The following is an 18,225-nucleotide window of genomic DNA, read 5'->3' as shown; positions in this document are numbered from 1 at the left end:
CGCGCAGTTTTAGCCAGATTTCGAAGGAAAAGCTATGTCTATTAAAATGAGGGACCAGCTTCAGGCCAATATCCTCGATGATGAAACCATCGATTTTGCGCATTATTGGCAGGTATTTAAGCGTTATGCTGGTCGCATCATTCTTCTTGCTGTTCTGTTTACCATCCTGGTAGCGCTGATAGTAATGAAAATGACGCCGATTTATTCGGCCACCGCCAGCTTGTTGATTGAATCTCAGCCGGCCAATGTGACCTCAATTGAAGAAGTGTATAAGTCTGATACCTCCCGTAAAGACTATATGCAGACCCAATATGAAATTATTCAGTCGCGCCAGGTGGCAGCCCGGGCGGTTGACGAGCTGGATCTGTCTAACGATCCGGTATTCATGCCGCAATCGTCAGGCGGTTTGACCATTGTCAAAGACGTGAAAAAGTGGGTTAAATCAAAAATTCCGTTTTTGCCTAAACAGGAAAAAGTAGAGTTAACCGAAACACAGAAAGCGGAGAAACGTCGTCAGGCAGCCATCAACAAACTGATGAATTCGATTTCAGTCACCCTGGTTAACAACACGCAGGTGATTGAAGTGACCGCGGTAAGTGATTCGGCAGATTTAGCTGCCCGTATTGCTAATACCATGGGCGATGTGTATGTCGAAAACTACCTTCAGGCTAAAGTGGATATGACCAGCAAGGCAACGTCATTCCTGACCGAAAGCATGGAAGGCCTGAAAGACAAGCTGGAAGAAGCTGAGCGTAAACTGACGGCTTTTTATGAAGATAACCAGCTGGTTAATTTAAGCGGCGGTGTGGTTGGCCTGGCTGCCGAAGAACTGGAAGAGTATAGCGACCAGTTGTTAAAGGCACAGACCACCCTGAAACAAAACCGGACGATTTACGAGCAGACACAGCGGAATGGTGCTGATTACAGCGCGCTGGCCAGACTGCCGGAAGTACTGAATCATGCCAACATTCAAAGTGTGCGCCGTCAGTTATCAGAAGCGCAGAGCCGGGTGTCGGAGCTGAGTAAAGTGTATGGTCCTAAGCACCCGAAAATGGTTGCAGCTCAGGCTGAATATGATTCTGTGCAGGATACACTGGAAACTCAGATCCGTGACTTGATCTCCAGTATTACCACCCAGTACCGCTCATCGCAGGATAAGGTGGCAAACCTGCAGGAAGAAGTGGCCAATGCCAAGGCAGAATACCGTAAGCTTTCGGGCCTCGAAAACAAGCGCCGGGCATTACAGCGTGAAGTGGATATTAATCAGCAACTGTACAATTCTATGTTTACACGGTTAAAAGAAACCAGCGAAATTGGTGGCTTTCAGTCAGCCAATGCACGGATTCTGGACCCGGCAGTGGCACCTAACAACCCGTCAGCTCCTAACCGTACTCTGCTGATTGGCGCAGCATTTGTGGTGAGCTTTGGCTTTGGTGTTTTCCTGGCGTTTGTGCTTGAGGCGCTTAATAGTGGCGTACGTTCAGTGGATGACGTGGAGAAAAAACTGGGTCAGCGGATGTTGGGCCTAATCCCGATTATTCCGCAAAAGCGTAAAGAAAACATGGAGTTGCGTGCATTCTTTGATAGTAAGTATCATCAGTTTAGTGAAGCTGTGCGTACCTTGAGAACCAGTTTGTCGCTGATGAATCTGGAAAAGCAGAACCAGGCTATTCTGGTCACCTCCAGTGTACCTAAAGAAGGTAAATCGACAGTATCGACCAACCTGGCGTTTGCACTGGGTCAGCTGGATAAAACCATTTTGATTGATGCTGACTTACGTCGCCCATCCATTGGTAAGCGCTTTAATGTGCCGGCGTATCAGCCCGGGCTATCTAACCTGACCATGAAAACCCACTCACTGGATGAGTGTCTGGTGCATGATGAGCAATCAGGTATTGATCTTATCTGCGCCGGTAGTATTCCGTCGAATCCGCAGGAACTGCTGGCAGGCGAGGGCTTTAATGCATTGATTACCTACCTGAAAAAGCATTACAAGTATGTGGTGGTGGATACCGCGCCTACGCAGGCGGTCAGTGATGCTATGGTGGTATCTAAGGCTTGTGACTCGGTCATTTACGTAGTTCGTGCTGACAGCACCAGTGAGAAGATGATTCAAAATGGTCTGGGTCGATTCCTGCAGGTAGGTCACCGGGTTGACGGTGTGGTACTTAACCAGGTTGATTTGCGCCGTTCAGATGTGTCTGAGCGTTACGGTGGCTTCTACGATCAATATGGTTACAATGCGAATGAAAAAGCAAATTAAGGACCTGTTGTGATAGATGTACATAGTCACATTATCCCTGGCATCGATGATGGTGCCCGGGATATGGAAATGGCCCTGGATATGGCGCGGCAAACTGCCGCTGCCGGTGTTACACACCTGGTATGTACGCCGCACATGCACTGGGGCACGTTCGACAACACCATTGAGATGATTGAGCAGGGCTACCGGGATCTGGTGGCCGCGGTGAAGGCGGAAGGAATCAACCTGGAACTGTTGTGGGCCGGTGAAATCCGGATCAATGAGATGGTGCCGGCCTGGTTCAAGCAAGACAAATTGCCCTATTTAGGGCAGTACAAAGGCAAAAAGGTCATGTTACTGGAAATGCCGCACAGCAATATGCCTGCGGGATTGGACCAGCTTTTCCGCTGGTTACTCAGCGCCGGTGTGCAGCCTCTGGTTCCGCACCCTGAACGCAACCGGGATATCTGGAAGCGTCCTGAAAAGATCCAGTGGCTGCGCAATCAGGGCTGCCTGTTGCAGGTCACTGCCGGGGCGTTTATTGGGCGCTTTGGTGATCATGTGCAGGAGATTGCCGAGTCTATGCTGAACAATAATCAGATTGATGTCGTGGCATCAGATACGCATGACATCAAACGCCGTCCTAATGATATGGCCGAGGCGTTTGAGGTGGTAAGCAAGCTGGCCGGTGCAGATAAAGCCGAACAGTTATTCAGAACGACGCCAGGCATCATTACCGGCGTGATTGAAGCTCCGTAAGTACTGATATCAGGCACACCGGTCTGGTGTGCCTATAATATATTTTCCTTAAACCAGCTCCATATCCCCAGCGAAAATCCGTCAAACAGATTAATGCCCAGCGCTGATTTAATCAGATAGGCAGCCAGCAGCCCCACACATATACAAAACAGCAATATGAGTGTAGACAACAGGGCTAGCATAAACCGGCTGAGTTGCTGCTCAAAGCGGGAAAGTTTGCGCACATTGCGCCCGGCCAGAAACACAAAGTAATAACTACTGCGCCACCATTTCACCGTGCCTCTGATATCCAGCTTATGCTTAGCCCAGCTACGACCACCCATTGATTTATTCAGTTCTATCAGCTGCTCGTCAGTGAAACTGTCGGCGACCTCCTGTGGCATACGATCCAACAATCTGCGAATAGTATGAGACTGGCGGATCGGATGTTTAATTCTTTGCACGTTACGCCCTGTAATACTTGCGACATTGTAAACACACTAATGATAACGCAAGTAAAACAGAAACATAGGCCGCATTGGAAGGCGTTTGTAAGGGGGATTCGTAAATTGTCAGCAGACCGGTGCCGGTCAGGGCGGCCACACAGCTAAAAGCAGTGCCGCGAAAAATCACGTGCCGGCGTCGATGCATCGCCAGTAAGGCATGGCCAGCACACCATGCAAACAGGACAAGCGCTAACACACTGACCGGCAGGCCGAACTCAGCAACAGCCTGATAGGTATCGCGCTGAGCAAGAGGGATCACACCCGGTACCGGTAGATTGAACAGGCCGTCAATTTCCACATCTTTTGCCGTACCCGGGCCTGCACCCAGAACCCAGTGCTCCATAACATCAGGCGTTGCCGGCTGCCACTGGGCATCTTCTAGTGTGACCGGTGCAGGCGGTGGTGGCGGGCCGGCCCGGTCAGACAAAAACGTGGCTACAATCACCGCAGCAATATTGGCTGCCAGCAGACTACCCATAAATGTGGTGAACAGCTTCGGCCGCGGAGAGAACAGCCAGTAAGCCGCCAGCGCGGTGGTTAAGGTGGCGATCAGGGTAACCCATGCCATGCTGTAAATCCCTGCCATGACCATACCGCCAAATAACAACAGGGCGGCGATACGCAGGGCGGCTTTTTTGCTGAAAAAGTACTTAATCACACGGCGTAGCTTTTGCCGTAAGGTGCCGGTGGACGACGGTTTGATACGAATAATCAACAGCCCCAGCACGGCACAGATAGCAAGAAATACGGTGTGCCCGTAGGCAATCTGCCGCAGAAAAGTTCCGGTGGCCCCGTTTTGTAAAGGTAAGTCCAGAATCAGACTGTGATCAGCATCAATAAATATCAGCAGACTGGCATACAAGATTTCAAACAGGCCAATAGCTACAAAAGCGCGCAGCAGCAGCTTTAAACGCCGGGAGCTTCTGAACAACAGCAGGGTGAGAGTAAACATGCCCCAGTAGGTTACAGTGCGATACAAGGATAACAGCGTATCCTGAGTGCTGTAGGTCAGGGCCTGCCAGTCGTTACGGTCGGTGAAAATCACATGATTTCTGAGCGGGCGTACACTTTCCAGTAAGTCTGATGAAAAAGGGATCAGCAATAAAAAATGCCACACACTTAACAGTCCCCAAAAACCCATCACCCAGCGGTTCTGCACCAAAATATTAATGCTGTATTCGCGATGCTGATTAATATACAAGCCGTTTAGAAGAGCCAAAAGCAGCATCACCGCCAGCCAGCCCCAGGATGTTGCTGAGCCCAGCGGTAAGGGAAGCCATACAAGAAGGGTCAGAAAGGCGCCCAGGTAAATCCGTTCTGAAAGCTGTAGTGATAAAGCAGTTATAGCGGGGAAGGATGCTCCAGCCTCAGTGCGCCCTGGCTTTTCTGTCATGCGGTAAAATGTTCCGTGTTAATGCTGTTTACAGGATTTGGCGATCTTAATTTTTGTACTTTACTGATACTTTGCTGATTTACGCAAGGATCTAAGCAAGGATCTGACCAGATATAAAAGCGGCGCAGAATATCGCCGCGTGCGATGGTCAGCGATAAAATCACGATGACCGGTATATTGTATAAGGCTAATGGTTTATGAATGGCTGATCGGACGTTGGGCACTATTTACCGGGCCGGGTAAATGTTGCCTGACAGCGACATAATCTCACACTTTAGGATGGTACGCTGTGCCAGTTTATGTAAAAGAAGAGCTAACAGTTTTTGTTTATTTTGTTAGGAGACTGTGCTGTTAAGAAGGTTGTCTGTTTCATGTCAGCCTTTTTAATGACGTCCGGTTGCATGAGGGCGGGTGCCTGCACGTCACTACGCCATTTTGCTTACCGGTTTGCGCCGGTGTCATCAAATCTGCACTTTCAGCTTTGCGCTAAGCTGGCACAAAAGCTGTATAAAAAGAACAGAACAGACGTTACATACTTATAAAGTGTGGTCAGGTGAGTATATCGCCATAAGCTACCACCCGGGCATGCCCGCTCAGCAAGGATTTTACTATGCAGCCATCTTCAAATGTCGCTTTTCTGATCAACTCGCTAGAGGGAGGCGGAGCTGAGCGTGTGATGTGTAAGCTGTTGAGTATTATGGAAAGCTACTTTGCCCGGCAGGGCACTGCCGTGCACCTGATTTTGCTTGATGCGATTGAAGAAGCCCATACCTGCCCGACGTATGTCAACAAGATTACGCTGGACACCGGTGGCAGCTTAAAGCAGGGCTATATACAGCTTAAAGATACTCTGGCCCAGCTGAATCCTGATTTCTGCCTGAGTTTTTTAACCCGCAGTAATATGCTGAACATTGCGATCAGTAAAAAGCTGGGTTACCGGCCTATTATCAGTGAACGGGTGAATACCAGCAGTCACTTTCCCGGCGGACTGAAAGATACCATCAGTAAGCAGATGATTAAATTTAGCTATCCGTATGCCGATACGGTCATTGCAGTGTCTGAGGGAGTAAAGGCGGATTTGATTAAAAATTTCCGCGTGCCGGAAGACAAACTGACCGTGCTTTACAATCCTTACGATATTGCTCAGATCGAAGCGCTCGCCGCAGAGCCGGTCGACGACATACCGGCCCGTTCTTACATTATCGGCACCGGCCGTCTGGTGAAGAACAAGAATTTCAGCCTGATGATCGAGGCCTTTGCCAAGTCAGATCTGCAGGATGATCTGATGATTCTGGGGCAGGGGGATGAATACGACGCGCTGATGGCGCAGGCCAAAGCATTGGGTGTTAGCGATCGGGTACATTTTGCTGGTTTTAAGTCTAACCCGTATCCCTATTTAAAACATGCCCGGTTTTTTGTTTCGACCTCTAATGCGGAAGGCTTTCCCAATGCGATTGTTGAGGCCATGTGTCTGGGCAAAGCGGTGGTGGCGACCAACTGTGAGTCCGGCCCGGCCGAGATTCTGTCTGAGCAGTACCCTTTGCAGGTTGATAGTTTTCAGGCCCAAAAGCATGGCTGTATTTGTGACACCAACAATGTCGGCGGGGTGATAAAAGCGCTTAATTACATGAATGTTGAAAAGCACCTGAATGACTACGCAGCCAAGAGCGCTGCCCGTGCACAGAGTTTCAGTAATGAAATTTTTCGTGAAAAAGTCATAGCGACGATTTCATCTGATCAGCAGCAGACCGGGGAAGCTTATGTTTCTGCTGGTTAAAATCCTATTTGCGTTTATCAGCACCATTCTTGTTTACCGCGCTATTTCCCGACGCTGTAACAAATATCTGGCCTTTGCGGTCGTCGCCTTGTGGTTACGCTTCTTTTTGTCGGCCTTTCACCAGATCACCTACGATCCGCTGGTGGCAGGTTTTTCCATCAACGCTATCGCCTCTATCGGCATTGCGGGGTTCGGGCTGTTGCTGGTACCACGAAATGTACTGTCACTGAAAACCCTGACTCTGATGTATGCCTTTTTTGCCTCCATTATCGTAAGTGGCCTGCTTAACGGTAATATAGTGGGCCTGATTAACGTGATGGTGAAGTGGTGCTTCTTCCTGTCGTTGACCGGCGCCATGTTCATGGCTATACGCAAAGTAGGTAAAGACGAGGTGATGCGCAAAATGCTGGTGGCATTTTTTCTGCCGGTCAGTTTGCAGGTGATGTCGTTTTTACTGGGCGAGGCCAAAGCTTCTGAGTCGGATGGCTCAACCAGTTATATCGGCGGCTACAATCACGAAGCTGCGTTTTCCATGATCATTGCCAGCTTCACGCTGGTAGTAGGCTTGATCAGTCCTAAATATATTCGTTTTCGCGGCACTTTGTTCCTGCTGGGCTGTTTTCTGCTGGTGATAGCCAACTACCGGACATCGGTGCTGGCGATATTGCCGATCGCTGCCATCTTTGCCTACAACAGCATGGAAGCCAAAATCCCCCAACGCTTTAAAGCGGTGTTTCTGATTTCAGCTTTCTTTGGTATCAGTCTTATCTTTCTACTGCTGTCTTACTCGATGCAGGACCGTTTTGCCGATGTGTTTGTATTTCTGACCAGTATTGACGATCTGATCAAAGCGCCGATGTACTACTCAGATGCGGAAAAAGATATTTTCTCAGCCCGGGTCTATATCTGGAGTCAGTATCTGTATGTGTACAGTCAGGGTGACTGGCTGCATCAGATGGTTGGCTGGGGGCCGGAATCCTGGAGTGGGCGGTTTCCTAAATATGCGCATAACACCTATGTCTCGTTCTTATTTGAATATGGTCTGGTGGGTACTGTGATTTTTATGCTGGCCGTAGGCAGCTTCCTGAAACACGCGCTACGTATTAAAAATCGCCGGTTTGCGCTGATGTTGTTCGCATCCATGCTGGGCTTTCTCATTATGTGTTTTGCCACCATGCCATTGTGGAATATCGAAGGGCTCATCCTCTACGCCATTTTAATTGGTAATACGATCGCTCCGGTACGATTACTGCAAGCGAATGAAAGTCACGCACCGGCATTTTTCTCGAAGCTGGTTCGTTTATAAGTTTTTTGTCCGCATGAAGCGGGATGATTTGGAGAGTAATATGAAACTTTGTGCCGTTGGTTTACGCGGAATACCTGATGTAATGGGGGGAATCGAATCCCACTGCCAACAGCTTTATCCTCGTATGGTAAAATCCGGCATGGATATCACAGTGATTTGTCGCTCTCCTTATGTGGACAAAAACCGGAAGGAATTTGAAGGCGTAGAGCTACGCTCGGTATGGACGGTAAAGCACAAATTTGCTGAGACTTTCCTCCATACTTTTCTGGCTATTTTTTACGCACGTTTTGTAGTGAAGCCGGATGTGCTGCATATTCACGGTATTGGCCCGGCGTTATTCACGCCGCTGGCAAAGTTACTGGGTATGCAAGTCATGGTCACTCACCACGGGGCTGACTATGATCGTCAGAAATGGAACGAATTTGCCAAGAAAATACTGAAGTTTGGTGAGTCAATGGCGGTGAAATTTGCTGACCGGGCGATTGTAGTAGGGCGCACTCTGACTGGCCGCTTGCAAGCGAGCAACAAAAAGCAGGCAGATAACATTAAGTTTGTGCCCAACGGTGCGCTGACCGGGGTGAACCCGGATCTGGGCGCTGACAAACTACCAGCTGATTTGAATCTGACGCCGGCCGAATATGTACTGACAGTGGCGCGACTGGTGCCCGAAAAGGGGATCCACGATCTGGTTGAGGCGTATCGCCAGAGCAACTCTGATCTGAAACTGGTTATTGTAGGCAGTGCAGACCATGAAGATGAATACTCACGCAGCCTGACCAAACAGGCGTCTGACAATATTATTTTTGCCGGTCGCCGTAGCGGTGATGAGCTTAATGCCTTGTATAAGTTTGCCCGGGTATTTTGTTTGCCGTCGTATCATGAAGGTCTGCCAATTGTGGCGCTTGAGGCCATTGCCGCGGGAACCGAAGTGCTGATCAGTGATATTACGCCTAACATGGACATTGGTCTGCCAGAAGACAGCTATTTCCGGGTGGGTGATACCGACCAGCTGGCTGATAAGATTACGCATGTTGATCAGCTGAATCTGGCGTTAAACAAAGAGAACTTCCTGAATACCTTCAACTGGGATACGATTTCAGTGGATACCGCAGAGATTGCGAAAAAACTGGCTCCGGGTCGTAATGTATCAGGGCAAGCAGCGAACTGATGGCGGAAAAAAAGCAGTTATTTTTATATCCGATTGAGCACAACAATGGCTTTATCGATCGCACCAAGGGCGTGTTTAGCAAACTCGGCTACCATTCCCGTCCACTAAAGCATTTGTTTCGCCCCGGGAATATTGTGTCCCGGGGAAGCAATACGGTAGTGCTTAACTGGTATGAAGATCAGCCTTACAGAAAGGGCCTGAACGGCGTAAAGCGACTGATTTTTATCGTGGGCTTTATGGTCAGCCTGGTTTCAATGCGGCTGTTCAGTCACAATATTATCTGGCTGAGGCATAACTTTAAGCCGCACAACGCCAGCAGTAAAACCGCACTGTTTTCGCTTATTGAGTCGGTGATGAAAGCGGTATCTCACCGGGTGGTTACATTAGAGATGACCGATGAAATTGAGTCTTGTGTGGTAAAGCATCCGCTCTATAAACCTGATGCCGAGCTCACCGAGTTTTTCAATCACACGGTGAATCGTCCCCGTACCACCGACTTTCTTTACTTTGGTTCGATTAAGCCCTACAAACGATTAGATGCGCTGATGAAGATCTGGCCGGTAGGTGTTCCGCTGAAAATTATGGGGTATTGCTCTGATAAGGCACACACGGATGAGATTAATCAGGTAATTGCCGAGCGTGGTCTGACTGTAGAATGGCAGAACGCGTTTATAGAACAGGATGAACTGGAGCAGGCTGTTGCGGATACCCGCTTTGTGATTATTCCCCATGAAGATGGTGCGATGATCTCATCAGGTACCTTCTATATGGCGCTAAGCCTGGGAGCTAATGTATTGTGCTTTGACTCCGCTTTTGCCCGGACAAAGGTAAATGAATTTGATTTTGTTCAGATTCTTGACCAACAGCGCTTAAACGACCAGTTGCCGACTCTGGCCTATGTCAGTGCCGGTATGGTGGTGGAACAGGCGGTTGAGCGCTATGGCGATCAGGCGATCAAAGAGTCCTGGCGTGTCGTGCTCAGTAATTAATGGTAGTGATGTAGAAGAAGCCCCGCTCTGCCGGGGTTTTTTGTTATCTGGCACAAAGGAACTAGCACGAAATTGCTAAAAAAAACCAGGCGCGAGGCCTGGTCATAAGGTAAAGCAAGCAAACTGAACAGATCAAGCGGCTTTGCTAACGCCTTTCACCTGTTCATAAATAGCAGTATCCACCTCGCATAGAGAGCGGATTTGTTCCATCAGCGCCGGATTATTAAGAATATCCGCTGAGGCACCCTGATTCGGACTTTTATTTTTGCTGGCGACCTTGATGTTGGTATTAAAGGTGGCATCAAATTTCTGCTTCCAACCATCCATATCATCGAGTGTGCCGGCGACCGCAAACTGTCTTAGATTCGCTACAGAAGCATCAATGGCGGTCTGTTTATCAGCCAGAATTTCTTCTACTGTCATGCCCGAAAAATATTTGGCGTAGGTCATACCGGCACTGATTCCGGTCGGGGTCGACAGGTACTCTTCAATGTCAGTATCGTTTTTCAGCCATTCAGACTTTTTAAACCGGTTGTACACATACTCCGAAATATAACGATCAATCGGGTCACGCAAAATAGTCAAAAAGTGCCAGTCTTTGTAATACTTACTGACTACAGAAGGGCGGGCAATACAGTGGCCGTTGGTATAGAGCATATGCGGATTATCCAGATGCGAAATCAGCTGACTTTCCCGGGCGGTCATCATCTCAATACCCAGTAGTTCAGCACTTACCCGGCTACTTTTTAAATCAATATGGCTGGCGAATTTAGTGCCTTTAAGTACGCTGGGATAAACCGATGCATAGATTGCTTTAGACAGAGACACCCCTGCGCATTTGGGAACATGACAGAAAAATATCTTGGGATACTTAGCCAGATATTTTTCTGCCTGCTGCTTTAACAGTTCTTGCATGATTCTTGCTCCTTTACCTTTTAATTGTTGAAGTCAGTGGACTTCATAATCGAATAATACGTATTTATCACTTTTCGCAGGGACCTTATGAGCTATACAGTCAGTGTCGTCATTACGACCTTTAACCGGCCCCAGGAACTCCAGGAAGCACTCGATGGGGTTTTTGCACAAATAGTAAAACCGCTTGAAGTTATTGTCGTGAACGATGCATCTTCCTTGCCATATGAAGATGTAATCGAAAAATTTTCCGGTCATGACAATTTCATCTATAAATATCTGGAAACCTCATCCGGCGCGAATAAAGCCCGCAACATTGGCGTGGATACGGCCAAAGGCGATGTTATAGCGTTTTTGGACGATGACGACATCTGGCTGCCTGACTATTTGCTAGAGCATATGAAGGCGTATGACGAAGGCGCCGATGCGGTGGTCAGTGGCTACCAGAATATGGGTAAGGAAGATGAAGTATACGTGCAGCAATCTCACGTGATTGAGGCTGATGTTCTGCGAACCGGTAATCAGTATTGCGGTATGAGTGGCTTTAGTATTCAGCGTGAACTGGCGCTAAAAGAGCGTTTTGACGAAACCCTGCCTAATGGTCAGGACTGGGACATGTACGTACGGTTGCACCAGCTCGGTTACAAGGTCGCCAATATTCCTAAACCGATTTTTCTTTATCGCTTCATGAATATGGACGGCATTGGCGCAAAAGTGGCAAAGATGTCGCCTGAACAGGCGGTTGTCAGACTTCGCTCAGCCGACAAACACCGCGCTTTTTTAGGCGAGGAAAACTACCGAAAGCGGATTGCTGCTCAGCTGTTGGTTTACCTGCCACTAAAGCAGCAAAAAATGGACTGGATTAAAAAGTCTGTTCAGCTGGCGGGGATCCGCATCACGATGGCGCACATTGCTAAAGTGACATTTAAAAAATTGCGCCAGAAAGGGTAGGGCGCTTTAGGAGGCACGATGGAGTTGTACGAAGACCAGTTTTCGGAAGCTCACGACACTGTTGGCGATGTTACTACCCAAAAAACGCTGATTATAGCGTCAACCGTGCGCTCAGGCAGTCATATGCTGGGCCACGTGTTACACGAAAGCGGTCAATTTGGTTTTCCGCTGGAGTATGCCAACAAGCAAAACCTGGCGCAGTGGAAACACAAGCTGGGTGAACAGTCAGTAAAAGGCGTGATGCAGCAACTCATGCGCCGGCGAACCTCAACTAATGGGGTGTTCGGCATCAAGGTGCATTACTCTCATTTGCCAGTATTTGGTGGATTCAGTCAGCTCAGCCAGCTGTTTCCGAATCCCCACTTTGTGCTGTTAACCCGTCACGACGTCATGTCTCAGGCGGTGTCATTAGCAATGGCAAAACAAACCGGCTCGTGGATTGCAGATCAGCAAGCCGACATAACTCCCGAATACCGCTTTGAAGACATTGACAACGGTATGCGCCGGATTTTATTTGAAAACAGTTCGTGGAAGTACACGCTAAGTGCTACGGGAGCAAACTATATCGATCTGGATTTTGAGGCAGTGAAGTGCGATACCGCCAGAGTGGTAAAGCAGATCGCTGACTTTATGCAGGTCGAGGTAGAGGTGGACAAAGTGCCGCAGGCACCGGTGACCCGCAAGCAAAGTAATGAGCTGAACCAGCAATGGATAGCCCGGTTTAATCAGGAATTCAGCGCCAACGATGAACTGTTGAGATACAACCAGGAAAGTGTGCTGCGCAAAGTCGCCAAGCGCTTTTTTTAAAATTAAATCATGTGATGTTGTCGCCGGTAGCATCGCACGCTACAACCATGACGAAAGGACCATAAATGTTATACGAATGGGCTGAAAAGCAAAAATACGCTAAAGAAAAGTCGCTGATCTTTTGGTGGCAGTCAAAAAAAGATCCCCGTCCTAATATTGGTGATTTTGTTGCCTATGATTTGGTCAACCGGATTGTTGCCATGAAAGGCAAGATGATTACCGATAAACAAGACCATTCACAAAAGCTGGTCAGTGTCGGCTCTGTACTGCATTTTGCTAATACCAACGACACCATCTGGGGCACCGGCCTGAATAAAAAAATGGATGACAAGGTGAACAAATTTGCCAGCCTGGACGTGCGTGCGGTGCGTGGCCCGCTGACCCGCAAGTATCTGATGGATCGAGGCATTGATGTACCTGAGATTTATGGCGACCCGGCTATCCTGCTACCTTACTTTTATCCCAAGGCGCTGATGGAAAAAGCCGACAAGCAGGATTACATCGTAATTAACCACATGAACGATGATATGAGTAAGTATAACGGGCATGAAGATAAGCTGGTAACGCCCATGCAGTATCCCGGCTCATTTATCGAAGCCATCGTTAACAGCAAGCTGGTCATTTCCAGCAGTTTGCACGGCGTTATTATTGCCGAAGCCTATGGTGTACCTGCAATTTTCTTTGACTCACAAAGTGGTGAGTCGATGTTTAAATATGAAGATTATTTTCAGGGTACAGGACGTCAGGATATTCCCAGGGTGACGACTATTGAAGAAGGGCTGGCGATGAATGTTCCCACTCCGCCGGACTTTACCGACATTGCGAAGAAGCTGTACGCCGCATTCCCGTTTGATTTATGGGGCGCGTAATACCACAAAGCCTTTTACCAATAAGTAAAACAAAAATGCCGCATGACAATGCGGCATTTTTTTAGCTTATTTGATGGGCTGCGACTTTAAGGCTTCACGGTTTCATCGACCGATGCGGTGACCTTTTCACTGCTTTCTGCTTCCCGGGCCTGTTGCTCCAGATTACCTGGCGCTGCCTTGGCCTTGCCTTTTTTGGCTTTCTTCTGACCTTTTAGCTCTGCCATCACTTTAAAGGTGTGTTTACGGAAAAACAGCATCAGGATACCGCCGTAAATTGCCGCGCCGGTGGCGACCAGTGACACCAGATCCAGGTAAATATTCTCGATGCCATAAACATTCATCCGCTCGATATACAGGACGCTGGCATACATGACCAGTGAGGCAAACGAGAACATCCATGAATTTCTAAACGCGTCCATCACCCCTATACCCAGATGTTTTTTCACCAGCGCAAATTTCATCAGCAGACTGACATAGTTTGCCACTACCAGTCCAACGATGACGCCATACACACCCCAGGGCACACCTGCCGCAGGCAGCGCCAGATTTAGCACCAGGTTAATCATATTGAGCTTGAATGCCGGGCCCGGCAGGCCGCGGGAAATGAGCAGGTTAGGTAAATAATAGGCCATGACCTGAGTGGGCGACATCAGCGACAGAATAGACAATAAGTACGCACTGGTAACCCATTTATCGCCAAATACGACATCAATAAATGGGTGCGCCACTGCGCCAATGCCAAAATATACCGGCGAAACAAACAGTGCTGTCATGCCTACCATCCGGCCGAATGCACCGGACAACCGGGCGGTTTCCACCCGCGCCAGACCGGCCAGCGCAATACGGTTAAGTGGCTGGAAGGTCAGGTTGTTTAAAACAGAAAAGCCCTGACGCGCCACCGACGTGTAAGCAAATGTGGATGCACCCAGGAAAAAAGCGATGATCAGGTTGGAAGTTTTCTGCGAAAAGAAATTCACAAATGACATCGCAATCAACGGTTTGGAAAACTGAATAATTTCAGGCAGGTGTTCTTTGCTGGTAACTTTTTCCGGTGAAAAGTCAGATTTGATACAGGTCATCACGGTTGACACGACCGCCTGCAGAATTTTGCCGAAGATAATTGCCCAGGCTCCAAAACCCATCAGCGCAGTGACAACCGATACAGTACCGCCAGCCACCACACCAACAGTGTCGTACACGGCCAGCTTTTTGTTTTCAAATTCACGTTCCAGCTTAGCCTTGTGAACCAGCCTGAAGCCGTTGGCAATAGGCACAATAGCCAGAGCGGCAATCAGTTGGGCGGCCAGTTCAGAATAGGTGTAATACGCAATAGGTACTGCCACAGCAAAGATAAGCACCGCGATGGCAGCGGATACGCCCATCAATACCCAGAATGACATACTGGCAAACTGGTTATCCCACTTTTCACGTTGAATCAGGTTCTGGCTGATCCCCACCGTCACAAACAAGTTGCAGAACTCTACAACCATCAGGCATATGGCAACCAGACCAAATTCTTCCACTCCAAGCAGGCGAGCCATGATCGCATAAACGACAAAGTTCACCAGTTGCGAGAAGCCATTTGCCGACAGGTTAAAAAACGCGCCGGCAAGAGATTTTGCTTTTAAAGACATGTACTGCGTACGTTCCGTGTTTAAACGTTAATAAAGGCCAAGAGCAAGCATAAAGCCTGCCTTAGTTAACAATGCCGTAAATAAAGTTCTTACCGTCTTCACTTAACTGCGTGAAGTTGGGGATCACAAATTCTTCGGCTTTGGGTAATTGTACCTGTTTCGGTGTTTTTACCAGGGTCTGAGCCTGATCACTGTTTTCCAACTCAGGGTACTGATATTGCTGGTCGATATGCCCTTTGATTTTTTGTTTGTCCAGCGCAGTATTAAACATGTAGTTATTAATAAACTGGCTATATGGATGGTCTTCAGGGTCGAACAGGTTATACCCGGTAGCATCATTATCGTTCAGTGTGACAACAATATTATTCTTGGCATAAGTCAGCATGGTGCTGTCTTCCTGAAACCGCGATGCAGTAAAACCGTTACGGTTAACCGTGATCAGGTTATGAAACAGATACGAAGTACCGTAACCGCCGGTCAGCAGGCCGCCAATTTTAATGCCGGCCCATTGTTTGCCGGTTTCATCACCTAAATCGTGGATATAATTGTTAAACACGTAACTCGGACCAACCCGGGTTGGGATCACGCTCACCCCGGTGTAGGTGTGTGACATATCATTGTTATACACCATTACGTTGTACTGGCCGCCATCGATCTCAATAGAGTCATCGTTGCCGTAACGAAACACATTGTTGTAGATCGCCGAGTCGCGCACAAAACCGCCTTTTGGATCAGAGTTTTTACGCCCTTCAATAACATCATTAAAGCGATGATCCGGTTTTCCCTCGAACCGGTTGTTGCGGATGATCACCTGACCCTTATAGGCGGGATCAGGATGATTGGCATTGGCAAAAAAGGCATTGGGACCTTTAGGGTGGCCATAGCGCCAGTCATTTGATGCCGGTACCGGATCATGAATATGACAGTTTTCTACCGTGATCACACCGGACTGACGCAGATGGATGCCCGAGTCGTAGTTGATCGGTTCGGCGTCGGCTTTTTCATAGGCGACCCCATTTTTCATGATATTAGGCTGACGGCCCCAGCCGGCAATATCGCACTGATTGATCCAGATATGATGAGCCTGTTCTGCGTAAATTCCATGTACGCGACCACCCCGGACTTTGATGTTTTCAAAGTACACATGATGCGCCTTGCCAATATCAATGGCGTAGCGATCACCTTTGCCGGCCTCAATGGTAATGTCTTTGTCGTTGACGATTTTTGCCCAGCCGTTGTCTGAGCCGTTGATTTTCAGCTTTTCCAGATCCAGCGTGCCGCCTTTATAAATGTCCGACAGATAGTACACCTTATCCGGATTAATCGGCGGCTTGTCAGCACGGGTGGTAAATTCATGGGACAGCGTTTGCTGTTTACCATCGGCCGTGGTAAGCGCTACCTTCACTTCGTATCGGGTATCGGGCTTCAGATAAACCAGCGGGCCTGTCAGCACGCCCTGAACTGGCTCCCAGACCAGCTTGCGGCCTGTCTGCCACTTATCATCAGCACTGCCTTTTACGCGATACTCAACCGAAGCGCTGGCTTGTTTAGTCTGGTTGGGCAGGGTGATGCTGGCCGACTCAATGAGCGGCTCTACAAAAATAGCCTTGCCCTCAGTCATACTTTTTGGATACATCGGCTGGGTCATCAGACCGGTAGACGATGCCCACTTTTTTAATGCCTTTTGGTCAAACTGCTGGTCAGCCTGCAAGGTTCGGTACAAATCGTAACGATCCAGCGGAAAGAGCACCATGGCGGCGCGCACCAGAGATTTTTCGTCAGGTGTGCCGGCTTGCTGCTGTAAAAACGTATCCAGCGCCTGACCATCTTGCAGGGCCAATAATACATCGGCGGCCGCCGTGGCTTCATTTTTCTTCAGCCGGGAAAACATGCGCTTGTAAGTGTCTTCATTCATCATCGTGTTGACCAGCTGCGCCACCTGTTGCGGCGAGGACAGCGCTTGCTCGTTCATACGCTGCAGGGCGACCACACCGGGCTGGCCCACCGTCAGAGAGGCTTTGGTCATGGTTGAGGCAGAGTCTGACGCGGCCTGCACCGGACCAGATAAGATGAAAAATGCACTAAGCACAGCCATAAGTGGCGATTTACGCATGTTACAGGCTCCTTTAAAGGGAACAACAATTCATGCAAAAATCACGTTTAATCCGGTTGTCCGGCACACACTGATACCTCGTGGGATATCCATTCCATCACAAGCGGGATAACAATCAGGGCGAACTGATTAAACACGACATCTGCATACAAATTTTACCAGCTTTCGCCCAGTTATCTTTGTTGTTAAAGATACCTAAGTACACACTGAAGGACATTGTCTTGCAATTTGTATGCACAGCCAGCAAAAGTTGTCATCGATGCTGGCTGAATCTGGTGTAAAGGGTTGGGGGATGACAGTCGAAGATCAGAACTGGTAGCGAACCGAGCTGCCTAAATCCGCAGCCCAGCTTAACTCCTTGCGTGACAAGCCGTTAGCGCCTTGTGCAGAAAAGCTGTGCAGAGCACTGTAGGCATTGGCAGAGGGCATTTTCAGGTGATGGCAAAGGGCATAAAACAACAAACGGCAACGTTCTTTGCCCGGTGCACAATGCAGATAAATACTGCCACCCTGTGTCAGGATCTGACGAAGCTCTGCAATATACTGTTGCAACATTGCCACATCACGCTCACTACTTTGCGTAGTATTTTCAAACGGAATCCATAACCAGCGAATGTTGGCCTGCTCGGCCAGCTGGCGCACCTCATCAGCATTTTCTGCCGTGGTCTGAATGGTGGCAATGTGTGAGACCGTATCGTGCTGTAACGTGGTAATGCTGCTTTCATCCGGTGCCGGACCCAGGGTGATTCTGCCTACACTGGTGCGAAACCAGTTTAGTTGCGAAGCATCGGATGGGGAATCTGCATTAACTTGGGACATA

The 18,225-nt window shown here is 48.7% G+C and carries 15 protein-coding genes; 9 read left to right on the top strand and 6 right to left on the bottom strand.

The window, feature by feature from the left end:
* Window positions 1-34: 34 nt before the first annotated feature.
* Together EZV72_RS14745 and EZV72_RS14740 are read left to right on the top strand one after the other, a co-directional pair.
* Window positions 35-2,263 (top strand): GumC family protein, encoded by a 2,229-nt coding sequence (locus tag EZV72_RS14745; RefSeq protein WP_137167944.1) that lies wholly within the window; start codon window positions 35-37, stop codon window positions 2,261-2,263.
* 9 nt (window positions 2,264-2,272) lie between these two features.
* A complete protein-coding gene (locus EZV72_RS14740; RefSeq protein WP_137167943.1) occupies window positions 2,273-3,001 on the top strand; it encodes a tyrosine-protein phosphatase in 729 nt (242 codons plus the stop codon).
* Between the two features lie 32 nt (window positions 3,002-3,033).
* Here EZV72_RS14740 and EZV72_RS14735 read toward each other — a convergent pair whose 3' ends face one another.
* Together EZV72_RS14735 and EZV72_RS14730 are read right to left on the bottom strand one after the other, a co-directional pair.
* A complete protein-coding gene (locus EZV72_RS14735) occupies window positions 3,034-3,444 on the bottom strand; it encodes a 3-phosphoshikimate 1-carboxyvinyltransferase (RefSeq protein WP_175405134.1) in 411 nt (136 codons plus the stop codon).
* 1 nt (window position 3,445) lies between these two features.
* The gene (locus EZV72_RS14730; protein ID WP_137167942.1) at window positions 3,446-4,879 is read right to left on the bottom strand and encodes a hypothetical protein; all 1,434 of its coding nucleotides are present in this window, start codon (window positions 4,877-4,879) and stop codon (window positions 3,446-3,448) included.
* Between the two features lie 610 nt (window positions 4,880-5,489).
* Between EZV72_RS14730 and EZV72_RS14725 the strand changes: the two genes are divergently transcribed.
* Genes EZV72_RS14725 through EZV72_RS14710 form a run of 4 tightly spaced genes read left to right on the top strand, consistent with a single transcriptional unit; the run spans window position 5,490 to window position 10,119 of the window.
* A complete protein-coding gene (locus EZV72_RS14725; RefSeq protein WP_137167941.1) occupies window positions 5,490-6,656 on the top strand; it encodes a glycosyltransferase in 1,167 nt (388 codons plus the stop codon).
* Window positions 6,640-7,962, top strand: a complete 1,323-nt coding sequence (locus EZV72_RS14720) for an O-antigen ligase family protein (protein ID WP_137167940.1) — start codon at window positions 6,640-6,642, stop codon at window positions 7,960-7,962. The genes EZV72_RS14725 and EZV72_RS14720 overlap by 17 nt, the downstream gene beginning before the upstream one ends.
* Window positions 7,963-8,002: 40 nt before the next feature.
* A complete protein-coding gene (locus EZV72_RS14715) occupies window positions 8,003-9,130 on the top strand; it encodes a glycosyltransferase family 4 protein (RefSeq protein WP_137167939.1) in 1,128 nt (375 codons plus the stop codon).
* Window positions 9,130-10,119 (top strand): glycosyltransferase family protein, encoded by a 990-nt coding sequence (locus EZV72_RS14710; RefSeq protein WP_137167938.1) that lies wholly within the window; start codon window positions 9,130-9,132, stop codon window positions 10,117-10,119. Before EZV72_RS14715 ends, EZV72_RS14710 begins: the two co-directional genes overlap by 1 nt.
* Window positions 10,120-10,251: 132 nt before the next feature.
* Here the strand turns inward: EZV72_RS14710 and EZV72_RS14705 are convergent, their stop codons facing one another.
* Complete coding sequence (locus EZV72_RS14705) at window positions 10,252-11,034, bottom strand: sulfotransferase family 2 domain-containing protein (RefSeq protein WP_137167937.1); 783 nt, start codon at window positions 11,032-11,034, stop codon at window positions 10,252-10,254.
* Between the two features lie 87 nt (window positions 11,035-11,121).
* Here EZV72_RS14705 and EZV72_RS14700 point away from each other — a divergent pair, with 87 nt between their 5' ends.
* The 3 genes from EZV72_RS14700 (at window position 11,122) to EZV72_RS14690 (ending at window position 13,658) form a co-directional block, all read left to right on the top strand.
* Window positions 11,122-11,982: a glycosyltransferase family 2 protein gene (locus EZV72_RS14700; RefSeq protein ID WP_137167936.1), complete on the top strand. Its 861-nt coding sequence runs from the start codon at window positions 11,122-11,124 to the stop codon at window positions 11,980-11,982.
* An 18-nt stretch (window positions 11,983-12,000) separates the two neighbouring features.
* Window positions 12,001-12,789: a Stf0 family sulfotransferase gene (locus tag EZV72_RS14695; RefSeq protein WP_137167935.1), complete on the top strand. Its 789-nt coding sequence runs from the start codon at window positions 12,001-12,003 to the stop codon at window positions 12,787-12,789.
* A gap of 65 nt (window positions 12,790-12,854) precedes the next feature.
* Window positions 12,855-13,658, top strand: a complete 804-nt coding sequence (locus EZV72_RS14690) for a polysaccharide pyruvyl transferase family protein (RefSeq protein WP_137167934.1) — start codon at window positions 12,855-12,857, stop codon at window positions 13,656-13,658.
* An 86-nt stretch (window positions 13,659-13,744) separates the two neighbouring features.
* On the opposite strand, the gene EZV72_RS14685 is transcribed toward EZV72_RS14690, so the two are convergent.
* From EZV72_RS14685 to EZV72_RS14675, 3 genes are all read right to left on the bottom strand, one after another.
* Window positions 13,745-15,292, bottom strand: coding sequence for a lipopolysaccharide biosynthesis protein (locus EZV72_RS14685; RefSeq protein ID WP_137167933.1), 1,548 nt, complete (start codon window positions 15,290-15,292; stop codon window positions 13,745-13,747).
* Window positions 15,293-15,353: 61 nt separating this feature from the next.
* Window positions 15,354-17,405, bottom strand: coding sequence for a right-handed parallel beta-helix repeat-containing protein (locus EZV72_RS14680; RefSeq protein WP_137167932.1), 2,052 nt, complete (start codon window positions 17,403-17,405; stop codon window positions 15,354-15,356).
* A 306-nt stretch (window positions 17,406-17,711) separates the two neighbouring features.
* Window positions 17,712-18,224 (bottom strand): hypothetical protein, encoded by a 513-nt coding sequence (locus EZV72_RS14675; RefSeq protein ID WP_137167931.1) that lies wholly within the window; start codon window positions 18,222-18,224, stop codon window positions 17,712-17,714.
* Window position 18,225: the final 1 nt, after the last annotated feature.

Source organism: Salinimonas lutimaris (assembly GCF_005222225.1).
In the GTDB taxonomy this organism is placed as follows: domain Bacteria; phylum Pseudomonadota; class Gammaproteobacteria; order Enterobacterales; family Alteromonadaceae; genus Alteromonas; species Alteromonas lutimaris.
This window is presented reverse-complemented; position numbering and strand designations above follow the sequence as displayed.

Coding starts and splice junctions, on each gene's coding strand:
- EZV72_RS14745 (WP_137167944.1), top strand. CDS start 35: ATGTCTATTAAAATGAGGGACCAGCTTCAGGCCAATATCCTCGATGAT.
- EZV72_RS14730 (WP_137167942.1), bottom strand. CDS start 4,879: ATGACAGAAAAGCCAGGGCGCACTGAGGCTGGAGCATCCTTCCCCGCT.
- EZV72_RS14725 (WP_137167941.1), top strand. CDS start 5,490: ATGCAGCCATCTTCAAATGTCGCTTTTCTGATCAACTCGCTAGAGGGA.
- EZV72_RS14720 (WP_137167940.1), top strand. CDS start 6,640: ATGTTTCTGCTGGTTAAAATCCTATTTGCGTTTATCAGCACCATTCTT.
- EZV72_RS14715 (WP_137167939.1), top strand. CDS start 8,003: ATGAAACTTTGTGCCGTTGGTTTACGCGGAATACCTGATGTAATGGGG.
- EZV72_RS14710 (WP_137167938.1), top strand. CDS start 9,130: ATGGCGGAAAAAAAGCAGTTATTTTTATATCCGATTGAGCACAACAAT.
- EZV72_RS14705 (WP_137167937.1), bottom strand. CDS start 11,034: ATGCAAGAACTGTTAAAGCAGCAGGCAGAAAAATATCTGGCTAAGTAT.
- EZV72_RS14700 (WP_137167936.1), top strand. CDS start 11,122: ATGAGCTATACAGTCAGTGTCGTCATTACGACCTTTAACCGGCCCCAG.
- EZV72_RS14695 (WP_137167935.1), top strand. CDS start 12,001: ATGGAGTTGTACGAAGACCAGTTTTCGGAAGCTCACGACACTGTTGGC.
- EZV72_RS14690 (WP_137167934.1), top strand. CDS start 12,855: ATGTTATACGAATGGGCTGAAAAGCAAAAATACGCTAAAGAAAAGTCG.
- EZV72_RS14685 (WP_137167933.1), bottom strand. CDS start 15,292: ATGTCTTTAAAAGCAAAATCTCTTGCCGGCGCGTTTTTTAACCTGTCG.
- EZV72_RS14680 (WP_137167932.1), bottom strand. CDS start 17,405: ATGCGTAAATCGCCACTTATGGCTGTGCTTAGTGCATTTTTCATCTTA.
- EZV72_RS14675 (WP_137167931.1), bottom strand. CDS start 18,224: ATGTCCCAAGTTAATGCAGATTCCCCATCCGATGCTTCGCAACTAAAC.